General features: G+C 62.5%; 21 protein-coding genes and 1 tRNA gene. 12 read left to right on the top strand and 10 right to left on the bottom strand.

Annotated elements, in window-relative coordinates; translation table 11 throughout:
- Window positions 1-6 precede the first annotated feature (6 nt).
- The 6 genes from IVA95_RS27535 to IVA95_RS27505 all read right to left on the bottom strand — a co-directional run bounded on the left by IVA95_RS27535 (window position 7) and on the right by IVA95_RS27505 (window position 3,800).
- Window positions 7-153, bottom strand: a complete 147-nt coding sequence (locus IVA95_RS27535; RefSeq protein ID WP_247513356.1) for a hypothetical protein — start codon at window positions 151-153, stop codon at window positions 7-9.
- Window positions 150-377, bottom strand: coding sequence for a hypothetical protein (locus tag IVA95_RS27530; protein ID WP_346658053.1), 228 nt, complete (start codon window positions 375-377; stop codon window positions 150-152). Before IVA95_RS27530 ends, IVA95_RS27535 begins: the two co-directional genes overlap by 4 nt.
- 786 nt (window positions 378-1,163) lie before the next feature.
- On the bottom strand, window positions 1,164-1,490 hold the full coding sequence (locus IVA95_RS27520; protein WP_247513354.1) for a hypothetical protein: 327 nt from the start codon (window positions 1,488-1,490) through the stop codon (window positions 1,164-1,166).
- A 582-nt stretch (window positions 1,491-2,072) separates the two neighbouring features.
- Window positions 2,073-2,378, bottom strand: a complete 306-nt coding sequence (locus IVA95_RS27515) for a hypothetical protein (RefSeq protein WP_247513353.1) — start codon at window positions 2,376-2,378, stop codon at window positions 2,073-2,075.
- 388 nt (window positions 2,379-2,766) lie between these two features.
- Entirely contained in the window at window positions 2,767-3,477 is a 711-nt protein-coding gene (locus IVA95_RS27510; protein ID WP_247513352.1) for a tyrosine-type recombinase/integrase, read from the bottom strand.
- 247 nt (window positions 3,478-3,724) lie between these two features.
- Window positions 3,725-3,800 (bottom strand) — tRNA-Ile (locus IVA95_RS27505).
- Window positions 3,801-3,970: 170 nt separating this feature from the next.
- On the opposite strand from IVA95_RS27505, the gene IVA95_RS27500 reads away from it, so the two are divergent.
- Window positions 3,971-4,936, top strand: a complete 966-nt coding sequence (locus tag IVA95_RS27500) for a TAXI family TRAP transporter solute-binding subunit (RefSeq protein WP_247513351.1) — start codon at window positions 3,971-3,973, stop codon at window positions 4,934-4,936.
- Window positions 4,937-5,080: 144 nt separating this feature from the next.
- Here the strand turns inward: IVA95_RS27500 and IVA95_RS27495 are convergent, their stop codons facing one another.
- Complete coding sequence (locus IVA95_RS27495; RefSeq protein WP_247513350.1) at window positions 5,081-6,292, bottom strand: ABC transporter substrate-binding protein; 1,212 nt, start codon at window positions 6,290-6,292, stop codon at window positions 5,081-5,083.
- Window positions 6,293-6,470: 178 nt separating this feature from the next.
- Here IVA95_RS27495 and IVA95_RS27490 point away from each other — a divergent pair, with 178 nt between their 5' ends.
- The 3 genes from IVA95_RS27490 to IVA95_RS27480 are packed head-to-tail and all read left to right on the top strand — an operon-like array spanning window position 6,471 to window position 10,733.
- Window positions 6,471-7,583 carry a molybdopterin-binding protein gene (locus IVA95_RS27490; RefSeq protein ID WP_247513349.1) on the top strand — a complete coding sequence of 371 codons (1,113 nt, stop codon included), beginning with the start codon at window positions 6,471-6,473 and terminating at the stop codon, window positions 7,581-7,583.
- 13 nt (window positions 7,584-7,596) lie between these two features.
- Complete coding sequence (locus IVA95_RS27485; protein ID WP_247513348.1) at window positions 7,597-9,546, top strand: molybdopterin biosynthesis protein; 1,950 nt, start codon at window positions 7,597-7,599, stop codon at window positions 9,544-9,546.
- A 56-nt stretch (window positions 9,547-9,602) separates the two neighbouring features.
- A complete protein-coding gene (locus IVA95_RS27480) occupies window positions 9,603-10,733 on the top strand; it encodes an FAD-dependent monooxygenase (protein WP_247513347.1) in 1,131 nt (376 codons plus the stop codon).
- A 62-nt stretch (window positions 10,734-10,795) separates the two neighbouring features.
- On the opposite strand, the gene IVA95_RS27475 is transcribed toward IVA95_RS27480, so the two are convergent.
- The 3 genes from IVA95_RS27475 to fdhD all read right to left on the bottom strand — a co-directional run bounded on the left by IVA95_RS27475 (window position 10,796) and on the right by fdhD (window position 13,306).
- Entirely contained in the window at window positions 10,796-11,476 is a 681-nt protein-coding gene (locus IVA95_RS27475; protein ID WP_247513346.1) for a hypothetical protein, read from the bottom strand.
- A 329-nt stretch (window positions 11,477-11,805) separates the two neighbouring features.
- Window positions 11,806-12,426 (bottom strand): molybdenum cofactor guanylyltransferase MobA, encoded by a 621-nt coding sequence (gene mobA / locus IVA95_RS27470; RefSeq protein WP_346658052.1) that lies wholly within the window; start codon window positions 12,424-12,426, stop codon window positions 11,806-11,808.
- Entirely contained in the window at window positions 12,416-13,306 is an 891-nt protein-coding gene (gene fdhD, locus IVA95_RS27465; protein WP_247513345.1) for a formate dehydrogenase accessory sulfurtransferase FdhD, read from the bottom strand. Before fdhD ends, mobA begins: the two co-directional genes overlap by 11 nt.
- Window positions 13,307-13,523: 217 nt before the next feature.
- Here fdhD and mobB point away from each other — a divergent pair, with 217 nt between their 5' ends.
- The 8 genes from mobB to kdpA all read left to right on the top strand — a co-directional run bounded on the left by mobB (window position 13,524) and on the right by kdpA (window position 23,441).
- Window positions 13,524-14,051, top strand: coding sequence for a molybdopterin-guanine dinucleotide biosynthesis protein B (gene mobB, locus IVA95_RS27460; protein ID WP_247513344.1), 528 nt, complete (start codon window positions 13,524-13,526; stop codon window positions 14,049-14,051).
- Window positions 14,052-14,059: 8 nt separating this feature from the next.
- The gene (glp, locus tag IVA95_RS27455; RefSeq protein WP_247513343.1) at window positions 14,060-15,313 is read left to right on the top strand and encodes a gephyrin-like molybdotransferase Glp; all 1,254 of its coding nucleotides are present in this window, start codon (window positions 14,060-14,062) and stop codon (window positions 15,311-15,313) included.
- 35 nt (window positions 15,314-15,348) lie between these two features.
- Entirely contained in the window at window positions 15,349-15,591 is a 243-nt protein-coding gene (locus IVA95_RS27450; protein WP_213252894.1) for a sulfurtransferase TusA family protein, read from the top strand.
- 341 nt (window positions 15,592-15,932) lie between these two features.
- Window positions 15,933-17,651: an NADH-ubiquinone oxidoreductase-F iron-sulfur binding region domain-containing protein gene (locus tag IVA95_RS27445; RefSeq protein ID WP_247513342.1), complete on the top strand. Its 1,719-nt coding sequence runs from the start codon at window positions 15,933-15,935 to the stop codon at window positions 17,649-17,651.
- On the top strand, window positions 17,648-20,413 hold the full coding sequence (fdhF, locus tag IVA95_RS27440) for a formate dehydrogenase subunit alpha (protein WP_247513341.1): 2,766 nt from the start codon (window positions 17,648-17,650) through the stop codon (window positions 20,411-20,413). Before IVA95_RS27445 ends, fdhF begins: the two co-directional genes overlap by 4 nt.
- 386 nt (window positions 20,414-20,799) lie before the next feature.
- Entirely contained in the window at window positions 20,800-20,961 is a 162-nt protein-coding gene (locus tag IVA95_RS39105) for a hypothetical protein (protein WP_247513691.1), read from the top strand.
- A 571-nt stretch (window positions 20,962-21,532) separates the two neighbouring features.
- Complete coding sequence (locus tag IVA95_RS27425; RefSeq protein WP_247513340.1) at window positions 21,533-21,622, top strand: K(+)-transporting ATPase subunit F; 90 nt, start codon at window positions 21,533-21,535, stop codon at window positions 21,620-21,622.
- Between the two features lie 115 nt (window positions 21,623-21,737).
- Window positions 21,738-23,441 (top strand): potassium-transporting ATPase subunit KdpA, encoded by a 1,704-nt coding sequence (kdpA, locus tag IVA95_RS27420; RefSeq protein WP_247513339.1) that lies wholly within the window; start codon window positions 21,738-21,740, stop codon window positions 23,439-23,441.
- Window positions 23,442-23,459 lie beyond the last annotated feature (18 nt).

Genomic DNA, 23,459 nt, shown 5'->3' with positions numbered 1-23,459 from the left:
TCCGGTTCACTCCAGAACCTCGTACTCAAACGCCACGCCTTCGGGATCGTTTTCCTCAAACCACTTTTCTGCAGCGTCCACATTGGCAAACACCTTGATGTGCTCGGGATCTCCCACCTGCTTGCTTGTGTTGACGTAGACAAAAACGGTCATTGGTCTCTCTTCAGCTTGCGCTTTCCCCAATGATGAGCTTTGCGCTCGGAATCAAAGACCCTTTCGACGTGACGGTTCAACGCCCGCATGACACCGATCCGGGCCAACATCGTCGGGCCGCCGTTCTCTGCAACGAGGATCAGCGCCTCCATCGCGGCCTGCCATTCGGGCGCGGAGTGCTCAGCTTTCGATAGCTTCGTGATGTAGCTGGCGGCATCCCTCAAGGTGAGAAGCCGCCGGCCATCCGGAAGCGGAATCGGATCTTCAAACGGGGTGGACCAGGGCAATAAAAATACTCAGGCAATAATCTTGGGTGTTCCGCGCCCAGCACAGCCTATTTCCTAGTGGCTTGTCATCTCGTTCACGGTTTGTACTATGCGCCCCATTGTGAAAAGCGTCCGTGAAATCGAGATCCTTTTCAGGCGGCTTCGCCTGTACGACCAGCTCGGGCGCCGTGCCGAGGGGGCTCGTTCGAACAATCCAGAGAGCATTGAAGGACAGCAATGGGCCTAGATCACGTCCGTTCCGAAATCGAGCACATGCGCGTGCAGGTCGGAAGACAGCGTAAGGAAATCCTCCAGCTTCAGCGTGCGGGCATATCGACTGCAGCGGCTGAGCTTTTGCTGCAGCGGATGCTGGCAAAGATTGAGGGCCTTTGTGGCGAACGGGACCGGAAGAAGGAGGAGAGCGGTTCGACGAAAGGGCGTGTGCTTGGGGGCCGGAGTTGGTGATGCGCGATCAACTGAAATGGTACGACGAGAAGGCAGAGAACACGCCATGGCTTAGGGCGCTCGCTGAAGTGCGTCAGCGGGCTGCGCGCGAGGGCTACTGCTATCAGCATGTCCAGGCAATCGTTGTCGGATCGATCAGTACGCAGAGAAGGCATTGGGCAACCGCGATTACTTCCTCAACAAGCCCTACAGCATCGGCAGTTCGAAAAAAGGTAACGACATTCCGTGAATGTGAAGAAGACGCAGCGGGGCGGAATCGAAGTCACGCTAGTTGAAGCTTTAGCTGCGGCCGGTGACGATCTTCGAACCGATCAAAAATCTGACGATGCTCCCGGGTGGCTCCCGGTTTTCAATCTCGCGGCGCCGGCGTATTGCGTCGGTGATGTCTTCGGAAACGTCTCGCGACCAACCTTCCGCAGTGTTGAAGCTGACAATCCGAACCGGGTCTGAATATTGCCCATCGAGCAAGTCGCGGATGACCGTCTCTCGGTCGGCCTTTCCCGGATCGGTCTCGCGCCACGCCTGGCCGAGCCGCCCGAAATCATCAAGCACCAGATAAATATCCTGATCGTCATCGCGGGGGACGATCGACGGGGACTTACGCATACGCGGCACTCCACACCGAAACCCGGTCCAGCAGGTAGATAGGTGAGGGGCTGAAAAATGCGAATCAGCCCGCTTTCGGCTCTCCCGGAGCCGTCCTGCCCCCGCGTTGTCCCGGTGAAAAATGTTGCCGCACGGTTACAACAAGAGCGATTTGGCACCGTATCGTTACGAGGCTGACGCCTTTAGCACGACTAATGCATTGCATTGTGAAGTCGCTCGCGTGTCCAATAGGGCATGTGCTGATGGTGATTCTGTCACTAGCAAGCGCGGAGTGGTCGACCCCGCCGCTGGTACCGGCGGAGCCGACCGAATCGAAAACGCCCCTGTGGAAAGGAACATTTTCAACATGAAAAGATGCGCTGTTAACCCCGCGCCGTCAACGACGGTCTTGGAGAAGCCTGCTAGGCCAGCACCCGCCGGCCGCCCTCCCGAACCCCCGGATCATCCCAACTTCATGACGGAAACTTTGATTCGGTGGAATAGCTGGCTCGGTCGACTTAGGGTCAAAATCACACACACGCGGCTCTGATGTTGTGCGCGCTCGGCTGGGATGTTTGGTTGTCCCGGCCGAGACAAAGCAATTCAGTCCGCAATCTTGCTCAACGTATGATTAGCCAAAATACGAAGACCCGCCGCCACAATACTTGCGATGATGATTCCTGACACTAAGACAACGAGCTTTATTTTGGCTTCTGGTGAAGCGAGTAGAGTCGACAAGGCGTCCCACTTGCTCGTGATGGGCTTCGGCACCTCAGTGGCGGTTTCCAACAACCATGGCAACGATGCAAAGTAGGGGACTAGGTAGCCCGCGGCTAAGGTCGCTACGGCGAGATTGTTGAAGAACGTGGCTCGCAGCTTGAGCTTCTCGTTGTATGCAGCTTTCCCCATCAATGCCTTCCCGCCGACTGGCTGAACCGGGCGAGGCCGAATCGCCGGCTATCGCCGTAGGGTAGCACGCACCGGGGCAGGGAAAGCGAACTGGTGGGCCAATATCCCGAGAATGCAACGCAGTTGCGGGCGGACGGCGCCGAGCTGTTCGCATAGCCGGCGCCGTCCGCGCTCGCTGGGTAAGACCTCCTGTCAAAAAACCCTATAATCATCAAAGGGCACTAAACCACGGTAAGACCATCTAACCTTTTCCTACGGAATGCCACTTCTTCCTCCCCCACCATCCAAGCCTTTGGTAAATTTAATATATACGTTTCAGGGCGTCAGCGCGTGTACCGCAGCGCGCAGGCTGCACAGTAAGGAATGTTCAGGTAATCCTTGTGATCAGTCACCAATGCAACCTTTTCAATTGTAAGGCCGGCCCCAAAAAGACGGCTGGTACCCTCGTGCCGCAGATCGTGAAAATGAAGATCTCGATCTTCAGCTCATCGCAAGCTCGCGTGAATGCTGCGCTCACTGAACGGTGGTTATACGGGAATACACGTCCCCAACCTCTCGTGATGATGCGCTGTTGGAGCATGATCTCCCACGCGTCATAGCCGGTCAGATTGAGAAGAGGGACTTTCTGGTCGTTGCCATCCTTCGCTCGGGGATCTTTGCGGTCGCGGATGATAAGGAGCCGCTTTGTCATGTCTACGTCCGGCCAATCGGATCGGCATATCTCCTCTTGTCGCATCGTAGTCGCAACGGCATACCGAACGATGCGACCCATTGGTGTGACTTGTCGAGGATTGGTCTCGAAATACTCAATGAGTTCACCAAGCTCATCTTCAGTTGGCCGTCGGTCTCGCTCTTCGGAGCTGCCTACCAGGCCCAAATGCTTCATTGCAAAACGCGCCAAGCGAACTTCTTCAGCAGAGACTTCAATGCCGTGCACCGCTGCAGCATGCGTAGCGACGGTTCTAATGAAGGAGAAATCGATCGCCAGCGTGGCTGGGCCCGCACCTTCGTTCGCCCGCTTGCGACCAAATTCGATAAGTCGCTCGCGATTGAGCTTGGCCAACTTCACTGTGCCTAAGGCTTCCTTCAGTGCTTCCAATACGGCCGCCTTGGAGCGGCGGGGAGAGCGACCAACCTCATGCATATCCTCGACATGAAGGTCGATGATGTCACCGAATGTACGCGCCTGTCACGCCTCTTCGCCATGGAGATTGGGGCGTGCCGGCGGCCTCCCAAACGCCTATCAACGAACGTGGCGCGAACAAATCACGATTGGTTTCTGTGGCGGTAGCTGAGGCGGTATCAAATCGTCACCCTTCAGAAACGTAATAAGCTCCTGTAATGACTGGTGGGCCCGGCAGGACTCGAACCTGCAACCAGACCGTTATGAGCGGCCGGCTCTAACCATTGAGCTACAGGCCCCGCCGCGGAGCGGCCGCGGGAAGGCGGCCGGCAACGGTGCCGCCATCGTTTACAGGCATGACAGCGATACGGCAATGCCGGGTTAGCAGCCAAGAACAGGCTTTCATCGGGCCCCGCGCTTGCCTACAACTTCCGTCGCATCATTCGTCAGCGAACGCTTGAGGCCAACGATGAAACTCGCTCGGATTATCTGCGCCGGCCTGCTGCTGCTTGCCGGGAGCGCCGCGGCGCAGGAGGGAGGCAAGGCCATTACGAAAACCACGATCAGCCTGGGAACCGCGACGCCCGGCGGCGGCTTTCCGGTTTATGGCAATGCATTTGCGGAAGTGATGAATGCCGCGGATCCGGCGCTGTCGATCGAGCCGCGCAACACCAAGGGCTCCAACGAAAACATCCCGCTTCTGGAATCCGGCCAGCTCGATATCGCGCTGGTCGCGGGCGAGCCCGCCTACGAAGCCTTCATGGCCATCGGCCGGCCGGCGACAAAGCTGAAAATCCTGACGGCGATGTATTCCAGTCCCGGCATGTTCGTGGTGCGGGCGGACAGTCCCTACAAGACGATCAGGGATCTGGTCGGCCAGCCGGTCGCGTTCGGCGCGAAGGGCTCGGGCCTGCCGATCCTGTCGCGCTACATCCTCGACGGCATCGGGCTGAAACAGGACGAGGACTTCAAGTCGATCTATCTCGACCGCGCGGGCGACGGCCCCGCCATGGTGCAGGACGGCCGCGCCGCCGCGCTGTGGGGCGCCGGCGTCGGTTGGCCCGGCTTTGCCGCAATGGCACAGGCGCCGGGCGGCGCGCGATTCATCGCACCCGACGCCAGCGAGATCGCCCGCGTCCGCGCCAAGCACACGTTCCTTAAGCCGCTGACGGTCCCCGCCAACAGCTATCCGAACCAGCCGGCGGCGATCGATTCTATTGGCTCATGGAGTTTTGTGCTGGCGCGTGAAAGCCTGCCTGACGATGTCGCCTATCGGCTCGCGCGCACGCTGCACGGGGCTGAGGCCGCGCTCTGCAAGAAGCTGCCGCAGGCTTGCGAGACCACGGCCGCGAACACAGTGGCGGCGGCGCCGAATGTGGAGCTGATTCATCCCGGCGTGATGAGGTATTTTCGGGAGGCGGGGCTCGTTAGGTAGTCTCGCTGTCTCCAGCGTTCCCCGGATGCTGCGCGGCCCGAAGTGATGCGCTGCTGATCCGGGGTCCACGTGCGGCGGCTTCCTAGGTCCCGGCTCTGCGGCGCGTCATTTCATGCCGCGCCGCATCCGGGATACGATCCTCGATTATTTCTTCACCATGGCGCACGCCGGATCGGGCGGGCCAAACGCTTCATCGCCGGGGATCTTGGCGAGGATCTGATAGTAGTCCCATGGATATTTCGATTCCTCCGGCTTCTTGACCTGCACCAGCCACAGGTCGTGGACCATCAGATTGTCCTCGCGCAGTTTGCCGTTGCGGGAGAAGAAATCCTCGATCGGCTTTTCGCGCATCTTCGCCGCTACCTTCAGCGGCTCGTCGGTGCCGGCTTCCTTGATGGCGTTGAGATAGCTCATGACCGATGAATAGACGCCGGCCTGCCACATCGTCGGCATCCGGTTCATCTTGGCGAAGTAGCGCTTCGACCATTCGCGGGTCTTGTCGTCCATGTCCCAGTAGAACGAGGTCGTCAGCAAGAGGCCCTGCGCTGCCGGCAATCCCAGCGAATGAATGTCCGTGATCAGCGCAAGCAATGCCGCCATCTGCTGGCCGCCCTTGAACACGCCGAACTCCGCGCCGGTCTTGATCTCGTTCATGTTGTTCGGAGGACCGGCGGCAATGCCGATGATCTTGGCTTTTGAAGCCTGCGCCTGCAGCACGAAGGACGACAGATCAGGTGTTGCAAGCGGCGGCCGCACCGAGCCCAACACCTTGCCGCCATTGGCGGTGACGACGGCGGAAGCGTCACGTTCGAGGGAGTGGCCGAACGCATAGTCGTCGGTGATGAAGAACCAGCTATCGCCGCCGCGCTTCACCACCGCCTGCGCGGTGCCGACCGCCAGCGCGCGGGTATCGAACACCCATTGTATCGCGTGTGGCGAGCAGAACTTGCCGTGGAAGTCTGCGGTGCCGGTCGAATGCACGATCAACAGCTTCTTCTTCTCGTTGGTGATGTTTTGCACCGCAAGCCCGACCGCGGAAACCGGAACGTCGAGGATCACGTCGACCTGATCCACGTCAAACCAGCGCCGCGCAATGCCGCCGCCGATGTCCGGCTTCAACTGGTGATCGCCGACGATGATGCTGATCGGCTTGCCCAGCACCTTGCCGCCGAAATCGTCTACAGCCATTTGCACGGCAGTGACCGAGCCCTGGCCGGTCGCCGTGGCCGCCGGGCCGTTCATGTCAGTGAGAACGCCGAGCTTGACGACGTCGTCTGAAATTTGCGCGAGTGCGGCGGTTGATGCCAGCGTCGCGACCGCAAGCGCGGCAAGCCTGGATAGGTTCTTGGCGAACATCCCTGGTTCTCCCCTCGAATCGGCACGTTGGCCGTTGGTGTTTCGGGCGGTTGGTTCCGCCAATTGGTCTCATTTGCAACTATTTCGCGCCGACGTCAACGTTGGTCGGATGGGCTAAACCACGCGCGGTATCCAGTTCTATTTCTTTTCGGCCCGATTCAGGGCATAGGCGAGCCCCATGACCTCGGACCAGCGCTTGCCGACCTCGCTGACGCCGCTCGATGTGGCGCTCGCCGCGTTGCTCGAGGGCGTGGACCCGGTCGCGCCGGTGGAACTGGCGTTGGCGGAAGCGCTGCGCTGTATTGCCGCGGATATGCCGGGGCTCGATGCCCACCCGCCGCGCGATATCGCTGCCGCGGACGGCTATGCATTCCGCGCCCGCGACCTTGTCGGCGCATCCTCCTATTCGCCGCTGCCATTAACGGCGGCGCCGGTCTGGGTCGAGGCCGGCGAGATCATTCCTGACAACTGCGACTGCGTGCTGGATTCCGATTCGGTCGAGATGTCCGGTCCGTTCGTGCAGGTGCTGGCGGAGGCGATCCCGGGGCAGGGCGTGCGCCGCGCCGGCGGCGATATCGCCGCGGACAGCCGCCTCGTTCAAGCCGGCCGGCGCGTGCTGCCGCGCCATCTCATGATCGCTCGCGCCGCAGGAATGGCGCGATTGAGCGTGCGCCGTCCGCGCCTGCGCATCGTCAATGTTCCCGGCGGCACAGTAACTGCGGATTTTGTCGCCGAGAGCGCGCGGGCCGCGGGCGGCGAGGTTTTTTTGGTCGCGGCTACAGGTCGCGATGCCGCATCGATTACCGCCGCGATCGATGACGGTGCGTGCGATCTGCTGCTGATCGTCGGCGGCTCCGGTGTCGGCCGCACCGATACGGCGGTGACGGCATTGGGCGCGCGCGGGAAGGTTCTCGCACATGGCATTGCCCTGCAACCAGGCCGCACTTCGGCCGTTGGTCGTGCAGGCAAGACGCCGGTCGTGGTGTTGCCAGGCGCGCCCGATCAAGCCTTGGCGGCGTGGTGGACGCTGGCGCTTCCCGTGCTCGATCGTTTATCGGGCCGCCGGCGGCGCAGCACGCTCAATCTGCCGCTGGCGCGCAAGATTGCTTCAAGCGTCGGCATTGCCGAGATCGTGTTGCTGGAACGAAAGCAGGATGCTTTGGTCCCACTGGCGCTGGGCGAATTGTCGCTCGATGCGATCGCGCGCGCCGAAGCCTGGCTCGCGGTGCCCGCCAGCTCGGAAGGATTTGCGGCGGGCACTCGGGTCGATGCCTATATGCTGCGAGAGTGATATGGGTTCGGGAATGACGAATACGCCGTCGCCGAAAGGCCGCGACAATATCGATCAGGATCAATTCCTGACGGTCCTGTCGCGTGAGGATGCGCTGGCGCGGTTTGAAGCCGCGCTTTTTCCGCGTGCGGTCGCGAGCGAGCAACGGCCGCTTGCGGACGCGCTCGGCCGCGCGCTCGCCGAGGACGTCGTGGCGCCAATCGATGTGCCGCCGTTCGATCGCTCCAATGTCGATGGCTTTGCGGTGCGTTCCACCGACCTTGCTTCCGCCGGCGAGGCTTCACCGGTGCGCGTGATGCTGAACGACGAAGTGATCGCGTGCGGCACGGCGCCAGTGCGGCCGGTCTTGTCGGCAACAGCCACGCCGATCGCGACCGGCGGTCCGGTGCCGCGCGGGGCGGACGCCATCGTCATGGTGGAGCACACCCAGCCGGCGGGACATCGTGCGATCGACATCCGCCGCGCCGCCTCGCCTGGTCAATTCGTGTCCTATGCCGGCTCCGATATCGCCCGCGGCGAAGCGCTGCTGCGCGCCGGGACGATCATCGGCTCGCGCGAGATCGGGATGCTGGCGGCCTGCGGCATCGCCGACGTCGCGGTCGCGCGGCGGCCACGCGTTGCGATCATTTCCACCGGCGATGAACTGGTGCAGCCTGGCCATTCCCTGCGCCCGGCTGCGATCTACGATACTAACGGCGCGATCGTCACGGCGGCGATCACGGAGAATGGCGGCGAGGCAAAGTTTCTCGGCGCCGTCGCCGACGATGAGGCGCAGCTCGAATCCGCGATGCGCGAGGCACTCGCGAGCAGCGACATGCTAGTGCTGTCAGGCGGCACGTCCAAGGGCGCGGGCGATGTGTCTCACCGCATCATCGGCCGGCTCGGCAAGCCCGGCATCGTCGCCCATGGCGTGGCGCTGAAGCCCGGCAAGCCGCTGTGCCTTGCGGTATGCGACGGCAAGCCCGTGATCATCCTGCCGGGATTTCCGACCTCGGCGATGTTCACCTTCCACGACATGATCGTACCGGTGCTGCGGCGGATGGCCGGCTTGCCGCCGCGTTCGGACACCAAGGTCAATGCGCGCGTGCCGGTGCGGATCGCGTCCGAACTCGGCCGCACTGAATTCGTCATGGTGTCGCTGGTTGAAGGCGCGGACGGGCTGATTGCGTACCCCACGGGCAAGGGCTCCGGCGCCATCACCTCCTTTGCCCAGGCAGACGGCTTTCTGAAGATCGATGCTCTGGCCGATCAGATGCCGGCCGGCAGCGAGACCGAGGTGACACTGTTCACGCCGCATGTGCGTGTACCGGATCTCGTTATCGTCGGCAGCCATTGCACCGGGCTCGATTTGGTCACCGCCCCGCTGGCGCATGCCGGGCTCACCGTGCGCTCGATCGCCGTCGGCAGCCTTGGTGGGCTCTCGGCCGCCAAGCGCGGCGAATGTGACTTTGCCCCGATCCATTTGTTCGACGAGAAGACCGAGACCTACAACACGCCGTATCTCGCTGACGGACTCGAACTGGTACCGGGCTGGCGTCGCATGCAAGGCATCGTCTTCCGCAAAGGTGACAAGCGCTTCGAAGACCTGAGCGCGGAGGACGCGGTCCGCGCCGCACTGGCCGACCCCGCCTGCATCATGGTCAATCGCAACCAGGGCGCCGGCACGCGCATCCTGATCGACCGGCTGCTTGGCGGAGCGCGACCCGATGGCTACTGGAATCAGCCGCGCTCGCACAATGCGGTTGCGGCTGCGGTCGCGCAGCACCGTGCCGATTGGGGCATGACCATTGCGCCGGTCGCGCATGCGTCAAACCTGGGTTTCATTCCCTTTGCCGAGGAGCATTATGACTTCGCGCTGGTGACGGCGCGCAAGCAACGGTCGGCGGTGCAGGCGTTTCTTGAAGCGCTGGCGTCGGACGGGGCGCGCGCGGCACTGCTGAAGGCGGGATTTCGGCCGGCCTGAAGCGTTCGCGAACTGAAGAAGCCGTCAAAAGAAGCGGCTCGGGCAGGGGGACGGGAATGGCAAGACCGCTATCGATTGCGATTGTTGGCGCCGGCATGGGTGGGCTCGCGACCGCCGCGGCGCTGCGGCGAATTGGGATTGACGTCACCGTCTACGAACAGGCGACGCAATTCGCGTGGATCGGGGCCGGGATCCAGATCGGCTGCAATGCGATGAAGGTGTTGCGCGCCCTGGGGCTGGAGGCGAGGCTGCGCGCGCAATCCTTCTATCCGCGTTCCTGGAGTAACCGTGACTGGCGCACCGGCGACATCAAGTTCGACATGATCTTCGGCGAGAGCGCCGAGCAGAAATTCGGCGCGCCCTACCTTCTGGCGCATCGCGGCGACCTTCATGCAGCGCTCGCCAGCGCCGTTCCCGATGCATGCATCCGGCTCAACCACAAGCTGGTCGGGTTGAATGAGATCGGCGAGGGCGTTCGGCTCGCCTTTGCGAACGGCGCAACCGTGACAGCCGACGCCGTGATCGGCGCCGACGGCGTTCACTCGGTGGTGAGAGATATTCTGTTCGGCGCCTCACCGGTGAATTTCACCGGACGGATCGCCTACCGCACCACCTATCCCGCCGCGCTGCTCGGCGACGCAGAGATCGACGACTGCACCAAATGGTGGGGCGAAGACCGCCATATAGTCATCTATTACGTCAAGCCGGACCGCAGTGAGATCTATCTCGTCACCAGCCAGCCGGAGCCGGATTTCCGGATTGAATCATGGTCGGCGAAGGGCGATGTCAGGGAATTGCGCAAGGCGTTCGCCGGTTTTCATCGTCAGGTCGAGCGGGTGCTGGCCGCGTGCCCCGATGTGCACAAATGGGCGATCGTCGATCGCAATTCGCTGGAGCGATGGTCCGACCGGAACGTCACGCTGCTCGGCGATGCCTGCCATCCGATGACGCCTTACATGGCGCAGGGCGCTGCGATGGCGATCGAGGATGCCGCCGTACTGTCGCGCTGCCTTGATGGCATCGAGCGGGAGGGCGTCGCGAATGCATTCCGCCGTTTCGAGGCGACTCGCATGGAGCGGACGGAGCGCATCCAAGCAACCTCGCGCGCCAACACCTGGCTTAGCGGCAAGACCGATGCCGATTGGGTGTACGGCTACGATGCCTGGACCGCGCCGCTGGCGGCGTAATTTCTCTTTGATTGGAGCATGATCTTTTCGGAAAACCGGTTCCCACTTTTCCGGATCATGCTCTAGCCCTGAACGCGCAACAGCTCGCTTATGATCCGTGGCTTCATCCAGCCAACGTTGTCCATAATCTCCCGGCGCAGCGCGTCCTGTTCGGCCTCGTATTGCTCTCGCGTGATGCCTTGGCCACCCATCGCTGTAACTCCGAACGCTTCGAGCGCGAGATCATGGCGCTGCTTCCATTCGATCACGCGCTTGGTCATGACCTCCGTAACCGCCGGCACCGTGCCAGGATGGCCTGCGATGTCACAGAGTTCTTTGGTGCGTACATCCGCCGCCAGCATCAATACGTTCCAGTCATCGTATCCGATGAGGTTCATCTGGGCATACAGAAACGCGCCATGTTCGCCGTCCCAGATTGTGTGGTCGATGACCAAAAAAGGCGCGGCGCGGCAATAGCCATGGCGCATCGTCATTTCACGGTTGAAGACCTCGGTGCGCTCCTCCAGCCGCTGCTTGGCTGCAGCAAAAAGAGCGATATAGTCGTTTGCCGTTGGCAGGACGTTGCGCGCATCATCGGGGGCGAAGCCAACGTCCCGCAGCAGCCTGCCGATCTTTGGATCGTCCCAGAGCTCCCTCGAGAAAACGCGGGTCACACCATCCGCATCTGGTGTGGGACGCATGGTCTCTTTCAATTCGGAAAAGCTTGGCTGCTTGGTGCCGAAAGTTGTCCTGCGTCCGAACATTGCTACGGCCTCGCGTTAAATCCGCCGAGGCAATCTTATCGGCAAGTACATTAAGTCGCATTTAATCTGGATCTGAAATCACGACCGATTTCGTCAATGTCCAGGTAGTTAAGACGATTGCCTGTTAGGTCTATTTCAGTGTCGAGGCGTGGAGTGTGACGTGCTGGCGGCGTACAGGCGCTTCCGCTCAATGACGAATTCGCATCGCCGTGTCCCGGACGCGGCGCAGCGCGTAGCGGTGCGCCGCAGAGCCGGGACCACCTCCGATCCGCGGTGGGCCCCGGATCAGCAGCGCATCACTTCGTGCTGCGCTGCATCCGGGGCACGAGTTAGCCGCCATCCAGTGCCGCCAGCCGCTCCGCTTCGGCAATGTCGTCCATGGTGTTGGCGTTGAAGAACGGGTCGAGCGGTTCCACAGGCCATGTTACGGTGGCAAGCCGGTAGCGGGCGGTCCAGCGGTCGATCTTCCTGATGTCCTCCACGACCAGCGCGTGGCGCAGTTGTTCGCGCAAGGTGACGCTCCATAATCCGATTACCGGATGCGACTGGCCGTCGGAAGCGGCAACGGCCAGCTCGGCATTCTCCGCTTCGAGCGCGCCATAGAGCCGCGACACCAAATCGCGCGGCAGGAATGGGCAGTCCGCGGCGGCGCTGAGGACCAATTTTACATTGGGCCGGTTGGCGGCAGCCCAGTCCAGCGCCGCCAAGATGCCGGCGAGCGGGCCGGGAAAATCGGCGATGCCATCGGCAACGACCGGCAGGCCGAATGCTGAGAAGCGCGCCGGATCGCCATTGGCGTTGAGGATCAGGCCGTCGCATTGCGGCCCAAGGCGCTCGATCACGCGGTCGAGAATGGTGCGGCCGCCGATCGTGCGCATCGGCTTGTCGCCGCCGCCCATCCGCCGCGCGAGACCGCCGGCGAGCAGTACGCCCGGAATTTTAGTCGTCACGTTCTTCGCCCTTGCGCTTGTGCCGCGCGGATTCTTCCTCGACGTAGTCGAGGTTCTGGTCGAACACGATCCGCTCCTGTCCCGACAGCGCGATGAAGCGTTTTCCCCGCGTGCGTCCAACCAACGTCAACCCGACCTGCCGCGCCAGTTCGACGCCCCACGCCGTAAAGCCCGAGCGCGAGACGAGAATGGGAATGCCCATCCGCACGGTCTTGATCACCATCTCCGAGGTGAGCCGGCCTGTGGTGTAGAGGATCTTGTCGGCGGGATCGACGCCGTGGCGATAGATCCAGCCGGCAATCTTGTCGACGGCGTTATGACGGCCGACGTCCTCGGTGTAGCAGACGGGCGTGCCTTCCTTGCACAGCACACAGCCATGGATCGCGCCGGCCTCCCGATAGAGCGAGGGCATGGTGTTGATGGTGCGCGTCATCTCGTAGAGCCAGGACGTGCGCAGCTCGGCCTTCGGCAGCGCCACGCTTTCCACCGCTTCAAGCAGGTCGCCGAACGCGGTGCCCTGGGCGCAGCCGGACGTCTGCGTGCGCTTCTTCAGTTTTGCCTCGAAGTTGGTGTGATGCTCGGTGCGCACCACCACCACCTGGAGGTCGTCGTCATATTCGACCTCAGTGACGACGTCGTCGTATTTCAGCATGTTCTGGTTCAGGAGATAGCCGAGCGCCAGATATTCCGGATAATCGCCGATCGTCATCATGGTGACGATCTCCTGCGCGTTCAGATATAGCGTCAGCGGCCGTTCCACCGGCACCCGGATTTCGACGGCCGCGCCCGTCTGGTCGGTCCCGGCGACGCGCTCGGTCAGCCGCGGATCCTCGGGGTTCGGCACGATCAGGGGGGCCGGGGCTTTTTCCATCTTCATCATAGGACGCAGGTTAGCATGACTTTGTCTCCGGGCTGATATAAGGACCGGAGTTAACAAGTCACGGTTTACTCCGTCATGGCCGGGCTTGTCCCGGCCATCCACGCCTTCCTGCTGCGATAGCGTCAAGGCGTGGATGCCCGGGAGATCCAGGGTAAGGACGCGCTTCGCGCTTTGCCCGGGCTTGACGGGGATACTAGTGCCGCTGTCGGAGTATGAGATGAAAGTGATAGGCCTCGCCGGATGGAGCGGCGCCGGCAAGACCACCTTGCTGACGCGGGCGATCCCGCAGTTCGCAAAACAGGGCCTGCGCGTGTCCGTGATCAAGCACGCCCATCACGCCTTCGATGTCGACGTGCCCGGCAAGGATTCCTGGCGGCATCGCGAGGCCGGTGCGGCCGAAGTTTTGGTGTCATCGGGGCGGCGCTGGGCGCTGATGCATGAGCTGCGCGGGGCGCATGAACCACGATTGCCGGAACTGCTGGCGAAGATGTCGCCGGTCGATCTCGTCGTCGTTGAGGGCTTCAAGCGCGAGCCGCACCGCAAGATCGAGGTCTACCGCGCCGCGAATGAAAAGCCGCTGCTGTTCCCCGACGATCCCGGCATTGTCGGCATCGCGACCGATACAGTGGTTGAAACCAGGCTGCCGACCGCCCATCTCGACGATATCGAGGCCGTGGCGGCGATGATGTTGCGGTCTGCAATATCGCTCGAAGACGTGCTGGCCAAATGCGAAGCTGAAGGCTGATCAGGCACATGGCGCAATTGTCCGACGATTGCTTTGCCTTCGGCGGCCCGATGATGTCGGTCGATGAGGCCGTCGGCCTTATTGCCACGCGCGTGACGCCGGTTGTGGATATCGAGACGGTTGCGCTCGCCCGCGCTGATGGCCGCATTCTGGCGCACGAGATTCTGGCGCCGCTGCCGCTGCCACCCTTCACCAATTCCGCCGTCGACGGCTATGCGGTTGCGAGCCGCGATCTGCCGCAGCAGGAAGAGCAAACGTTTCCGGTCGCCGGCCGCCTCCAAGCGGGCAGCTCCGTATCTGCGCCCCTCAAGCCGAGGCAGGCGATGCGCATCTTCACCGGCGCGCCGATGCCCGAAGGCGCCGACACCGTGTTCATGCAGGAAGACGTCCGCATCGATGGCGACAAAGTCGTGCTTCCCGCAGGCCTCAAGCCTGGCGCCAATGTGCGCCCCGCAGGTGAAGACATCGCTTCAGGCTTCGCGGCGCTGCAGGCCGGCCAGCGGCTGCGGCCGCAGGATGTCGCGCTTGCCGCGGCGTTCGGCCTGACTGAGCTCGACGTCGTCAGGCGCATTCGCGTCGCGGTGTTCTCCACCGGCAACGAACTGGCCTCGCCGGGCGAGGCGCGCGGCGCGGCGCAATTGTTCGATTCCAACCGTTTCATGCTGATGGCGATGTTGTCGCGGCTCGGCTGCGAGGTCAGCGATCTCGGCATCATCAGAGATGATCGCGCCTCGCTGGCCCGCGCGCTGCAGGAGGTCGCCGGCGGCCATGATCTGATGCTCACCACCGGCGGCGTTTCGACCGGCGAGGAAGACCACGTCAAGGCAAGCGTCGAAAGTGTCGGCAGGCTGGTGCTGTGGCGGATGGCGATCAAGCCGGGACGCCCCGTTGCGATGGGCATCATCGGCGGCACCCCGTTCATCGGATTGCCCGGCAATCCTGTGGCGAGTTTTGTCACTTTCGTTCACGTGGTGCGGCCGACGATTCTGGCGCTGTCCGGTGCCCGGCCGGAGCCGCTTCGGCCGATGCCGGTTCGCGCCGCCTTCAGCTACAAGAAGAAGATTTCGCGCCGTGAATATGTCCGCGTCAGCTTGCGCAAGGGTGCCGACGGCGCGCTCGAAGCGGTAAAGTTTCCGCGCGAAGGCGCGGGGCTGTTGTCGTCACTGGTCGACACCGATGGCCTGGTTGAACTGCGCGAAGAAGTCACGCTGGTCGAGCCCGGCCAGACGGTCGGCTTTTTGTCCTATGCAAGTCTGGTGTGATTGACGTTGTGTCTCTGCTTCGCCATGTTCGAAACATGACCACCACGACCAAACTCGATCTTACCGGATTGAAATGTCCCTTGCCGGCGCTGAAAACGCGCAAGGCGCTGAAGGCAATCACGCCGGGCCACTTTCTCGAAGTGCATTGCACCGATCCGCTGTCGGTAATCGATATTCCCAACCTGATCCGGGAAACCGGTGACAAGGTCGAGATCGCCGAGCGTGCGGAGAGCCGTATCGTTTTCTTGATCGAGAAAGCGGACGCGCCGGGGAACTGAGCTGGCCCGCGAGGCATCTGCATGCGAGGCACGTGCATGATGGTGCTATTGCCGTCTGCTTCCGGATCATTTTGGATTGGTATCGATCAATCACAGACGTCAATCGATACGCGTTCGCAATCGCAACATGAGACAGCTTTATTGATCTCGGGATCAATACAAGGTCTCATCCGGCATCGGGCAAGGCAGGCCCGGCATGGCTCGCGCCAGACGCGGCTAAACCTGCACTGCGCCACCGCCTGCCGCCTTAAATGCCTATCAAAGCGCGATAATTCGCTTGGCATCTGGCATGCCACGGGCTAAGCTCGCAGCAAGAAATCGGCAGGGAACGAGACGTTTCGATGGATCACGACGTACACGACCTACAAAAAGTCCGCTCGTTCGAACATCCGGGCGCGGGACGGAAGCGGGCCAAGGCGACGCCGAAGGGCCGTCAGGTCGATCCCACTGCCGCCCACGAGATCGAAGTCCTGCTCGGCGACCGGCCGCGGCGGCGCGACCTGCTGATTGAGCATCTGCACCTGATCCAGGACAAGTATCACCAGATCTCTGCGGCGCATCTGGCGGCGCTTGCCGACGAAATGAAGCTGTCGTTTGCCGAAGTGTTCGAGACCGCAACCTTCTACGCGCATTTCGACGTGGTGAAAGAGGGCGCGCCCGATATCGCGCCGCTGACCATCCGGGTCTGCGATTCGCTGACCTGCGCCATGATGGGTGCGGAAAAGCTTCTGCACGAATTGCAGGACAGTGCCGGCCCCGGCATCCGCGTCGTGCGCGCGCCCTGTGTTGGCCGCTGCGACACCGCGCCCGCCGCAGAAGTCGGCCATCACTTCGTCGATCATGCCACGGTGACGAATGTGCTCGCCGCCGCCAAGGCCGGCGACACCCACGCGCATCTGCCCGAATATACCGACTACGAGGCCTATGTGGCCGGCGGCGGCTATAAGCTGCTCAATCGCCTGCGCTCCGGCGCGATGACGAAAGAAGATCTGCTGAAGGCGCTCGACGACGCTTCGCTGCGCGGGCTCGGCGGCGCTGGCTTTCCGACAGGGCGTAAATGGCGCGCGGTGCTGGGTGAGCCCGGCCCGCGGCTGATGGCGATCAATGGCGACGAGGGCGAACCCGGCACGTTCAAGGACCGCTTTTATCTGGAAACCGATCCGCATCGCTTCATCGAGGGCATGTTGATCGGCGCGCATGTCGTCGAGGCGACCGACGTCTACATCTACATCCGCGACGAATATCCGGCCTCACGCGAAATCCTCACGCGTGAAATCGCAAAGCTGCCGCCGGGCGGTCCGGTGCTGCACATGCGCCGCGGCGCGGGCGCTTATATCTGCGGCGAGGAATCCTCACTGCTCGAATCCATTGAGGGCAAGCGCGGTCTGCCCCGGCACAAGCCGCCTTACCCATTCCAGGTCGGCCTGTTCGGCCTGCCGACGCTGATCAACAATATCGAGACGCTGTGGTGGGTGCGCGACATCGTCGAGAAGGGCGCTGATTGGTGGAAGAGCCATGGCCGCAACGACCGTCATGGCTTGCGCAGCTACTCGGTCTCGGGCCGCGTGAAAAATCCCGGCATGAAGCTCGCGCCGGCCGGCGTCACCGTGCGCGAACTGATCGACGAGTTCTGCGGCGGCATGGCCGACGGCCACACCTTACACGCCTATCTGCCGGGCGGCGCGTCGGGCGGCATCCTGCCGGCATCGATGGACAATATCCCGCTCGATTTCGGCACGCTGGAAAAATACGGCTGCTTCATCGGCTCCGCCGCCGTCGTCATCCTGTCCGAGCAGGACAGCGTGAAGGATGCAGCGCTGAACCTGATGAAATTCTTCGAGGATGAAAGCTGCGGCCAGTGCACGCCGTGCCGGGTCGGTACCCAGAAAGCGGCGCTTTTGATGCAGCGGCCGGTCTGGGACCGCGAACTGCTGGACCAATTGAGCCAGGCGATGCGCGACGCCTCGATCTGCGGGCTTGGACAAGCCGCCTCGAACCCGCTCACGTCAGTGATTAAATATTTTCCGGAAGAATTCGTGCCGAAAGAGGCCGCGGAATGACCAAGATCAAGTTCGAACTCGACGGCCAACAGGTCGAGGCCAACGCGGGCGAAACCATCTGGCAGGTGGCAAAACGCCACCAGAAGGAAATCCCGCATCTCTGCTACTCGCCGGAGCCGGACTACCGGCCCGACGGCAATTGCCGCGCCTGCATGGTCGAGATCGAGGGCGAGCGCGTGCTGGCGGCATCCTGCAAACGCACGCCGAGCGTCGGCATGAAGGTGAAGACCGAAAGCGCGCGCGCCGTCGCGGCGCAGAAGATGGTGATGGAATTGCTGGTCGCCGACCAGCCGGCGCGCGAGACCTCGCACGATCCCGATTCGAAATTCTGGCACTGGGCCGAGAAGGTCGAGGTCACCGAGAGCCGCTTTCCCGCGGCTGAACGTTGGGCGGGCGACACCAGCCACCCCGCCATGAGCGTCAATCTCGACGCCTGCATCCAGTGCGGCCTCTGCGTGCGCGCCTGCCGCGAGGTGCAGGTCAACGACGTCATCGGCATGGCCTATCGCAACGCTGGCGCCAAGATCGTGTTCGACTTCGACGATCCCATGGGTGAATCGACCTGCGTCGCCTGCGGTGAATGCGTGCAGGCCTGCCCGACCGGCGCCCTGATGCCGTCGGTGATGCTGGACGAGAAGCAGACTCGCGTCACTTACGCGGACAAGAAGGTCGATTCGCTTTGTCCGTTCTGCGGCGTCGGCTGTCAGGTCACCTATCAGGTCAAGGACGAGAAGGTCATCTACGCCGAGGGCCGCGACGGCCCGGCCAACCACAACCGTCTTTGCGTCAAGGGCCGCTTCGGCTTCGACTACATCCATCACCCGCATCGGCTGACCAAGCCGCTGGTGCGGCTGCCCAATGCGAAGAAGGACGCCAACGATCAGGTCGATCCGGCCAATCCGTTCACGCATTTCCGCGAAGCGTCGTGGGATGAGGCGCTCGATATCGCAGCCAAGGGGCTCGTGAAGATTCGAGAGGAGAAGGGCGTCAAGGCGCTCGCCGGCTTCGGCTCGGCCAAGGGGTCGAACGAAGAGGCGTATCTGTTCCAGAAGCTGGTGCGCACCGGCTTCGGCTCCAACAATGTCGATCACTGCACGCGGCTGTGCCACGCTTCATCGGTGGCGGCGCTGATGGAAGGGCTGAATTCGGGTGCGGTGTCGGCCCCGTTTGCCGCGGCGATGGACGCCGAAGTCATCATCGTGATCGGCGCCAATCCGACCGTGAACCATCCGGTTGCGGCGACCTATCTCAAGAATGCGGCCAAGCGCGGCGCCAAGCTGATCGTGATGGATCCGCGCACGCAGTCGTTGTCTCGTCACGCCTGGAAAAATCTCGCGTTCAAGCCCGGCAGCGACGTCGCCATGCTGAACGCGATGCTCCACACCATCATCACCGAAGGGCTGACCGACCAGCAATATATCGCTGGCTATACCGAAGGCTTTGACGAGCTCGCCGAGCGCATCAAGGAATTCCCGCCGGAGAAGATGGAAGCGATCTGCGGTGTCCCTGCCGAGACGCTGAAGGAGGTGGCGCGGGTCTATGCACGCTCGCGCGCCTCGATCATCTTCTGGGGCATGGGCATCAGCCAGCATATCCACGGCACCGACAATGCGCGCTGCCTGATCGCGCTGGCGCTGACGACGGGCCAGGTCGGCCGTCCCGGCACCGGCCTGCATCCGCTGCGCGGCCAGAACAACGTGCAGGGCGCCTCCGACGCCGGCCTGATCCCGATGTTCCTGCCGGACTACCAGCCGGTCGGGCGCACCGATCTGCGCGAGCCTTTCGAAAAGCTCTGGCATCAGGACCTCGATCCCGTGCGCGGCCTCACCGTCGTCGAGATCATGAACGCGATCCACGCCGGCGAGATTACGGGCATGTACATCGAGGGCGAAAACCCCGCGATGTCGGATCCCGATTTGCAGCACGCGCGCCACGCGCTGGCCATGCTCGACCATCTGGTGGTGCAGGATCTCTTCGTCACGGAAACCGCGTTCCATGCCGACGTGATCCTGCCGGCCTCGGCATTTGCGGAAAAGAGCGGCACCTTCACCAATACCGATCGCCGCGTGCAGCTCGCGCGCGAGGTGATCCGGCCACCGGGCGATGCGCGGCAGGATCTCTGGATTATCCAGGAGATCGGCAAGCGCATGGGCCTGCCGTGGAACTACAACGGACCGGCCGATGTGTTCACCGAGATGACGCAGGTGATGCCGTCACTGAACAACATCACCTGGGACCGGCTGGTGCGCGAGGGCGCGGTGACTTATCCGGTCGACGATCCGAACAAGCCCGGCAACGAAATCATCTTCACCACGGGTTTCCCGACCGAGAGCGGCCGCGGCAAGATCGTGCCGGCGAAGGTGATCGCGCCGGACGAGGTGCCCGACGCCGAATATCCGATGGTGCTGTCCACGGGCCGCGTGCTCGAGCACTGGCACACCGGCTCAATGACCCGCCGTTCAAGCGTGCTCGACCAGATCGAGCCGGAAGCGGTGGCGTTCATGGCGCCGAAGGACATGCGCAAGCTTGGCGTCTGGCCCGGCGATTTCATCAAGCTGGAAACCCGCCGCGGCGCGGTCGAGGTCAAGGTGCGCTCCGACCGCGACGTGCCGGAGAACATGGTGTTCATGCCGTTCTGCTACGCGGAAGCGGCGGCGAACTTGCTGACCAACCCGGCGCTTGATCCGTTCGGCAAGATCCCCGAGTTCAAGTTCTGCGCGGTGCGTGCGGAAAAGGTCGCGCTGCAATCGGCGGCGGAGTAGGAGCCCGTAGCCCGGATGGAGCGCAGCGCAATCCGGGGCCAGTGCCTGTCGTTTTCCCGGATTTCGCTTCGCTGCATCCGGGCTACTCTACGCGAAATTGTCGCTGCACACCGCTTTATACGCCGGGGTTGCCTCCTGCGGCACGGGCGGGACGCTGGTCCGGCTCCGCGGCGTGCTGATAGCCGCGCTTCGACAAAAGCGCTCAGCATCGCCAGCGCCAGATCGGCATGACGAGCTTCGACGGACTGATCGAGCCAGTCCGGTAGTTCGCGCTGCCGCGACAGCGCGCAGTACCATTCGCCCTCATCATAGGCGATCCGCCGAATCCGCCATTGCAGCAATTCCAGATCGATCAGCGCCAGCGCGGCATCGATCCAGGCGTGAGATTGGATCAATTGCTCGATGCGGGCCGTCTTTGCGCCGTGGGTATAGGACGGAAACCGCCGGCATGCTGCGGCGATGTCGGCGAGGAATTCGACCGTCACGCAGCAAGCGTCGCGAAGTCGATCGCCGAGATCAGTGGTGGTCCGGTGTTCCAAAAGAATTGACATGGCGTCATCTCGTTCATTCGCACGGCCGCGACTGCAACCGGACTCCCAAAGTGGCGAAAACGCCATTCGAAACGAGTGGGGGCGAGGGGTGGAAATATAGGGATTTCATAAGAGTGCGGGCTCTTCCCCTCTCCCCTTGTGGGAGAGGGTGGATCGGATGAGCGGAAGCTCATTCGATACGGGTGAGGGGTTTCTATCCGCGGAGATAGACCCCTCATCCGGCGTGGACTTCGTCCACGCCACCTTCTCCCACAAGGGAAGAAGGGAGGCCGCGAGTGCGACGGATCTTTATGAGATTCCTATAACGTCGCTATCCTTCCCGTCTCGAAAACCTATGCGGCCGATGGCACCTCAGGCCCGGAAGAACGCATAGCCGAATCTTCGGCTGCGCGGTTCACGTCGCAGAGGAACATCCATGCTGGACATCGTGATGCTGGCGCTCGCTCTCGGCCTCTTCGTGGCGGGCATTGGCTATGCCTATGTCTGCGAGCGGCTCTAAAATGTTGACGCGCTTTCTTCACGCGAACCGGAATCCACTTCGCTCGAAAACGCTATGGAGGAGAGCGCCATGATCTTCGATTACTCGCTCGCCGGGCTCATCTCGCTTGGCCTGCTGTTCTACCTGACCTACGCGCTGCTGCGTCCCGAGCGGTTCTGAGCCCGCCATGACTATGCTCGCCGCCATCGTGCTGGCGTTCCTTGCGACCGCGGCGCTGCTCGTCGTGCTGCTGCGCGTGCTGCTGCCTGCAAGGTAATACGAAGGACACTCACCCATGACACTTATCGGCTGGTTTCAGATTTTGCTGTACTGCGCGATCGTGGTCGCGCTTGTAAAGCCGCTCGGCTGGTACATGACGCGCGTCTTCAACGGCGAGCGCACGTTCATGTCGCCGGTTCTGCGCCCGGTCGAAACCGGGCTGTACTGGATCGGCGGCGTCGATGAAAAGCGCGAGCAGCATTGGCTGACCTACACGGTCGCGATGCTGCTGTTCCATATCGGCGGCTTCCTCGTCATCTACGGCCTGATGCGGCTGCAGGCGCTGCTGCCGTTCAACCCGGCGGGGCAATCGGCCGTCGCCCAGGATTTATCCTTCAATACCGCGATCTCCTTCATCACCAACACCAACTGGCAGAACTACGGCGGCGAAAGCACGCTGTCGTACCTGACGCAGATGCTGGGCCTGACGCATCAGAACTTCCTGTCCGCCGCGACCGGTATCGCGCTTGCAGTTGCTCTGATCCGCGGCTTCTCCCGTTCCTCGATGCGCACGATCGGCAATTTCTGGGTCGACGTCACGCGTTGCACGCTTTACGTGCTGCTGCCGATCTGCATCCTCTATACGCTGTTCCTGGTGTGGCAGGGTATACCGCAGACGCTCGGCGCCTATGTCGAGGCGACCACGTTGGAAGGTGGCAGGCAGACCATCGCGGTCGGCCCTGTCGCTTCGCAGGTCGCCATCAAAATGCTCGGCACCAATGGCGGCGGCTTCTTCAATGCCAATGCCTCCGATCCCTTTGAAAATCCCACCGCGCTGTCGAACTTCGTGCAGATGATCTCTATCTTTGCGCTCGGTGCGGCGCTGACCAACGTGTTCGGCCGCATGGTCGGCAACCAGCGGCAAGGCTGGGCGATTTTGGCCGTTATGGGCGTGCTGTTTCTCTCGGGCGTCGCCGTCACCTATTGGGCTGAAGCCAACGGCACCTCGACGCTCCATGCGCTCGGGCTTTCCGGCGGCAACATGGAAGGCAAGGAAGTCCGCTTCGGCATCGTTGCCTCCTCACTCTTTGCGGTCATCACCACGGCGGCTTCGTGCGGCGCGGTCAACGCCATGCATGACTCGTTCACCGCGCTGGGCGGCATGATTCCGCTGATCAACATGCAGCTTGGCGAAATCATCGTCGGCGGCGTTGGCGCCGGGCTTTACGGCATGCTGCTGTTCGTCGTGCTGGCGATCTTTGTCGCCGGGCTGATGGTCGGCCGCACGCCGGAATATGTCGGCAAGAAGATCGAGGCCCGCGAGGTCAAGATGGCGATGCTCGCGATCCTGGTGCTGCCCTTGATGTATCTCGGCTGGACCGCGGTCGCCGTGGTGCTACCGTCGGCGGTGGCGTCGATGGCCAATGCCGGTCCGCACGGCTTTACCGAAGTGCTCTATGCCTTCACCTCGGCGACCGGCAACAACGGCTCGGCCTTCGGCGGCCTCACCGGCAATACCTTCTTCTACAATCTGACGCTCGCCAGTTCGATGTTCGTCGGCCGCTTCTTCATGATCGTGCCGGCAATGGCGCTGGCGGGATCGCTTGCGGCCAAGAAATCGATCCCGCCCTCGGCCGGCACGCTGCCGACCACCGGCGGCCTGTTCGTCGGCCTCGTCGTTGGCGTCATCCTGATCATCGGCGGCCTGACGTTCTTCCCGGCGCTGGCGCTCGGGCCGATCGTCGAGCACCTCGCGGGCAACGCCAACACCTTGTTCTGATCGAAGCATCTGGAGTTA

The organism is Bradyrhizobium sp. 157 (assembly GCF_023073815.1).
GTDB lineage: Bacteria > Pseudomonadota > Alphaproteobacteria > Rhizobiales > Xanthobacteraceae > Bradyrhizobium.
This window is presented reverse-complemented; position numbering and strand designations above follow the sequence as displayed.

Coding starts and splice junctions, on each gene's coding strand:
- IVA95_RS27520 (WP_247513354.1), bottom strand. CDS start 1,490: ATGCGTAAGTCCCCGTCGATCGTCCCCCGCGATGACGATCAGGATATT.
- IVA95_RS27535 (WP_247513356.1), bottom strand. CDS start 153: ATGACCGTTTTTGTCTACGTCAACACAAGCAAGCAGGTGGGAGATCCC.
- IVA95_RS27450 (WP_213252894.1), top strand. CDS start 15,349: ATGACCACCACGACCAAACTCGATCTTACCGGATTGAAATGTCCCTTG.
- IVA95_RS27445 (WP_247513342.1), top strand. CDS start 15,933: ATGGATCACGACGTACACGACCTACAAAAAGTCCGCTCGTTCGAACAT.
- fdhD (WP_247513345.1), bottom strand. CDS start 13,306: ATGATGAAGATGGAAAAAGCCCCGGCCCCCCTGATCGTGCCGAACCCC.
- IVA95_RS27490 (WP_247513349.1), top strand. CDS start 6,471: ATGACCTCGGACCAGCGCTTGCCGACCTCGCTGACGCCGCTCGATGTG.
- fdhF (WP_247513341.1), top strand. CDS start 17,648: ATGACCAAGATCAAGTTCGAACTCGACGGCCAACAGGTCGAGGCCAAC.
- IVA95_RS27425 (WP_247513340.1), top strand. CDS start 21,533: ATGATCTTCGATTACTCGCTCGCCGGGCTCATCTCGCTTGGCCTGCTG.
- kdpA (WP_247513339.1), top strand. CDS start 21,738: ATGACACTTATCGGCTGGTTTCAGATTTTGCTGTACTGCGCGATCGTG.
- IVA95_RS27485 (WP_247513348.1), top strand. CDS start 7,597: ATGACGAATACGCCGTCGCCGAAAGGCCGCGACAATATCGATCAGGAT.
- IVA95_RS27495 (WP_247513350.1), bottom strand. CDS start 6,292: ATGTTCGCCAAGAACCTATCCAGGCTTGCCGCGCTTGCGGTCGCGACG.
- IVA95_RS27475 (WP_247513346.1), bottom strand. CDS start 11,476: ATGTTCGGACGCAGGACAACTTTCGGCACCAAGCAGCCAAGCTTTTCC.
- IVA95_RS27500 (WP_247513351.1), top strand. CDS start 3,971: ATGAAACTCGCTCGGATTATCTGCGCCGGCCTGCTGCTGCTTGCCGGG.
- IVA95_RS27480 (WP_247513347.1), top strand. CDS start 9,603: ATGGCAAGACCGCTATCGATTGCGATTGTTGGCGCCGGCATGGGTGGG.
- IVA95_RS27515 (WP_247513353.1), bottom strand. CDS start 2,378: ATGGGGAAAGCTGCATACAACGAGAAGCTCAAGCTGCGAGCCACGTTC.
- mobB (WP_247513344.1), top strand. CDS start 13,524: ATGAAAGTGATAGGCCTCGCCGGATGGAGCGGCGCCGGCAAGACCACC.
- glp (WP_247513343.1), top strand. CDS start 14,060: ATGGCGCAATTGTCCGACGATTGCTTTGCCTTCGGCGGCCCGATGATG.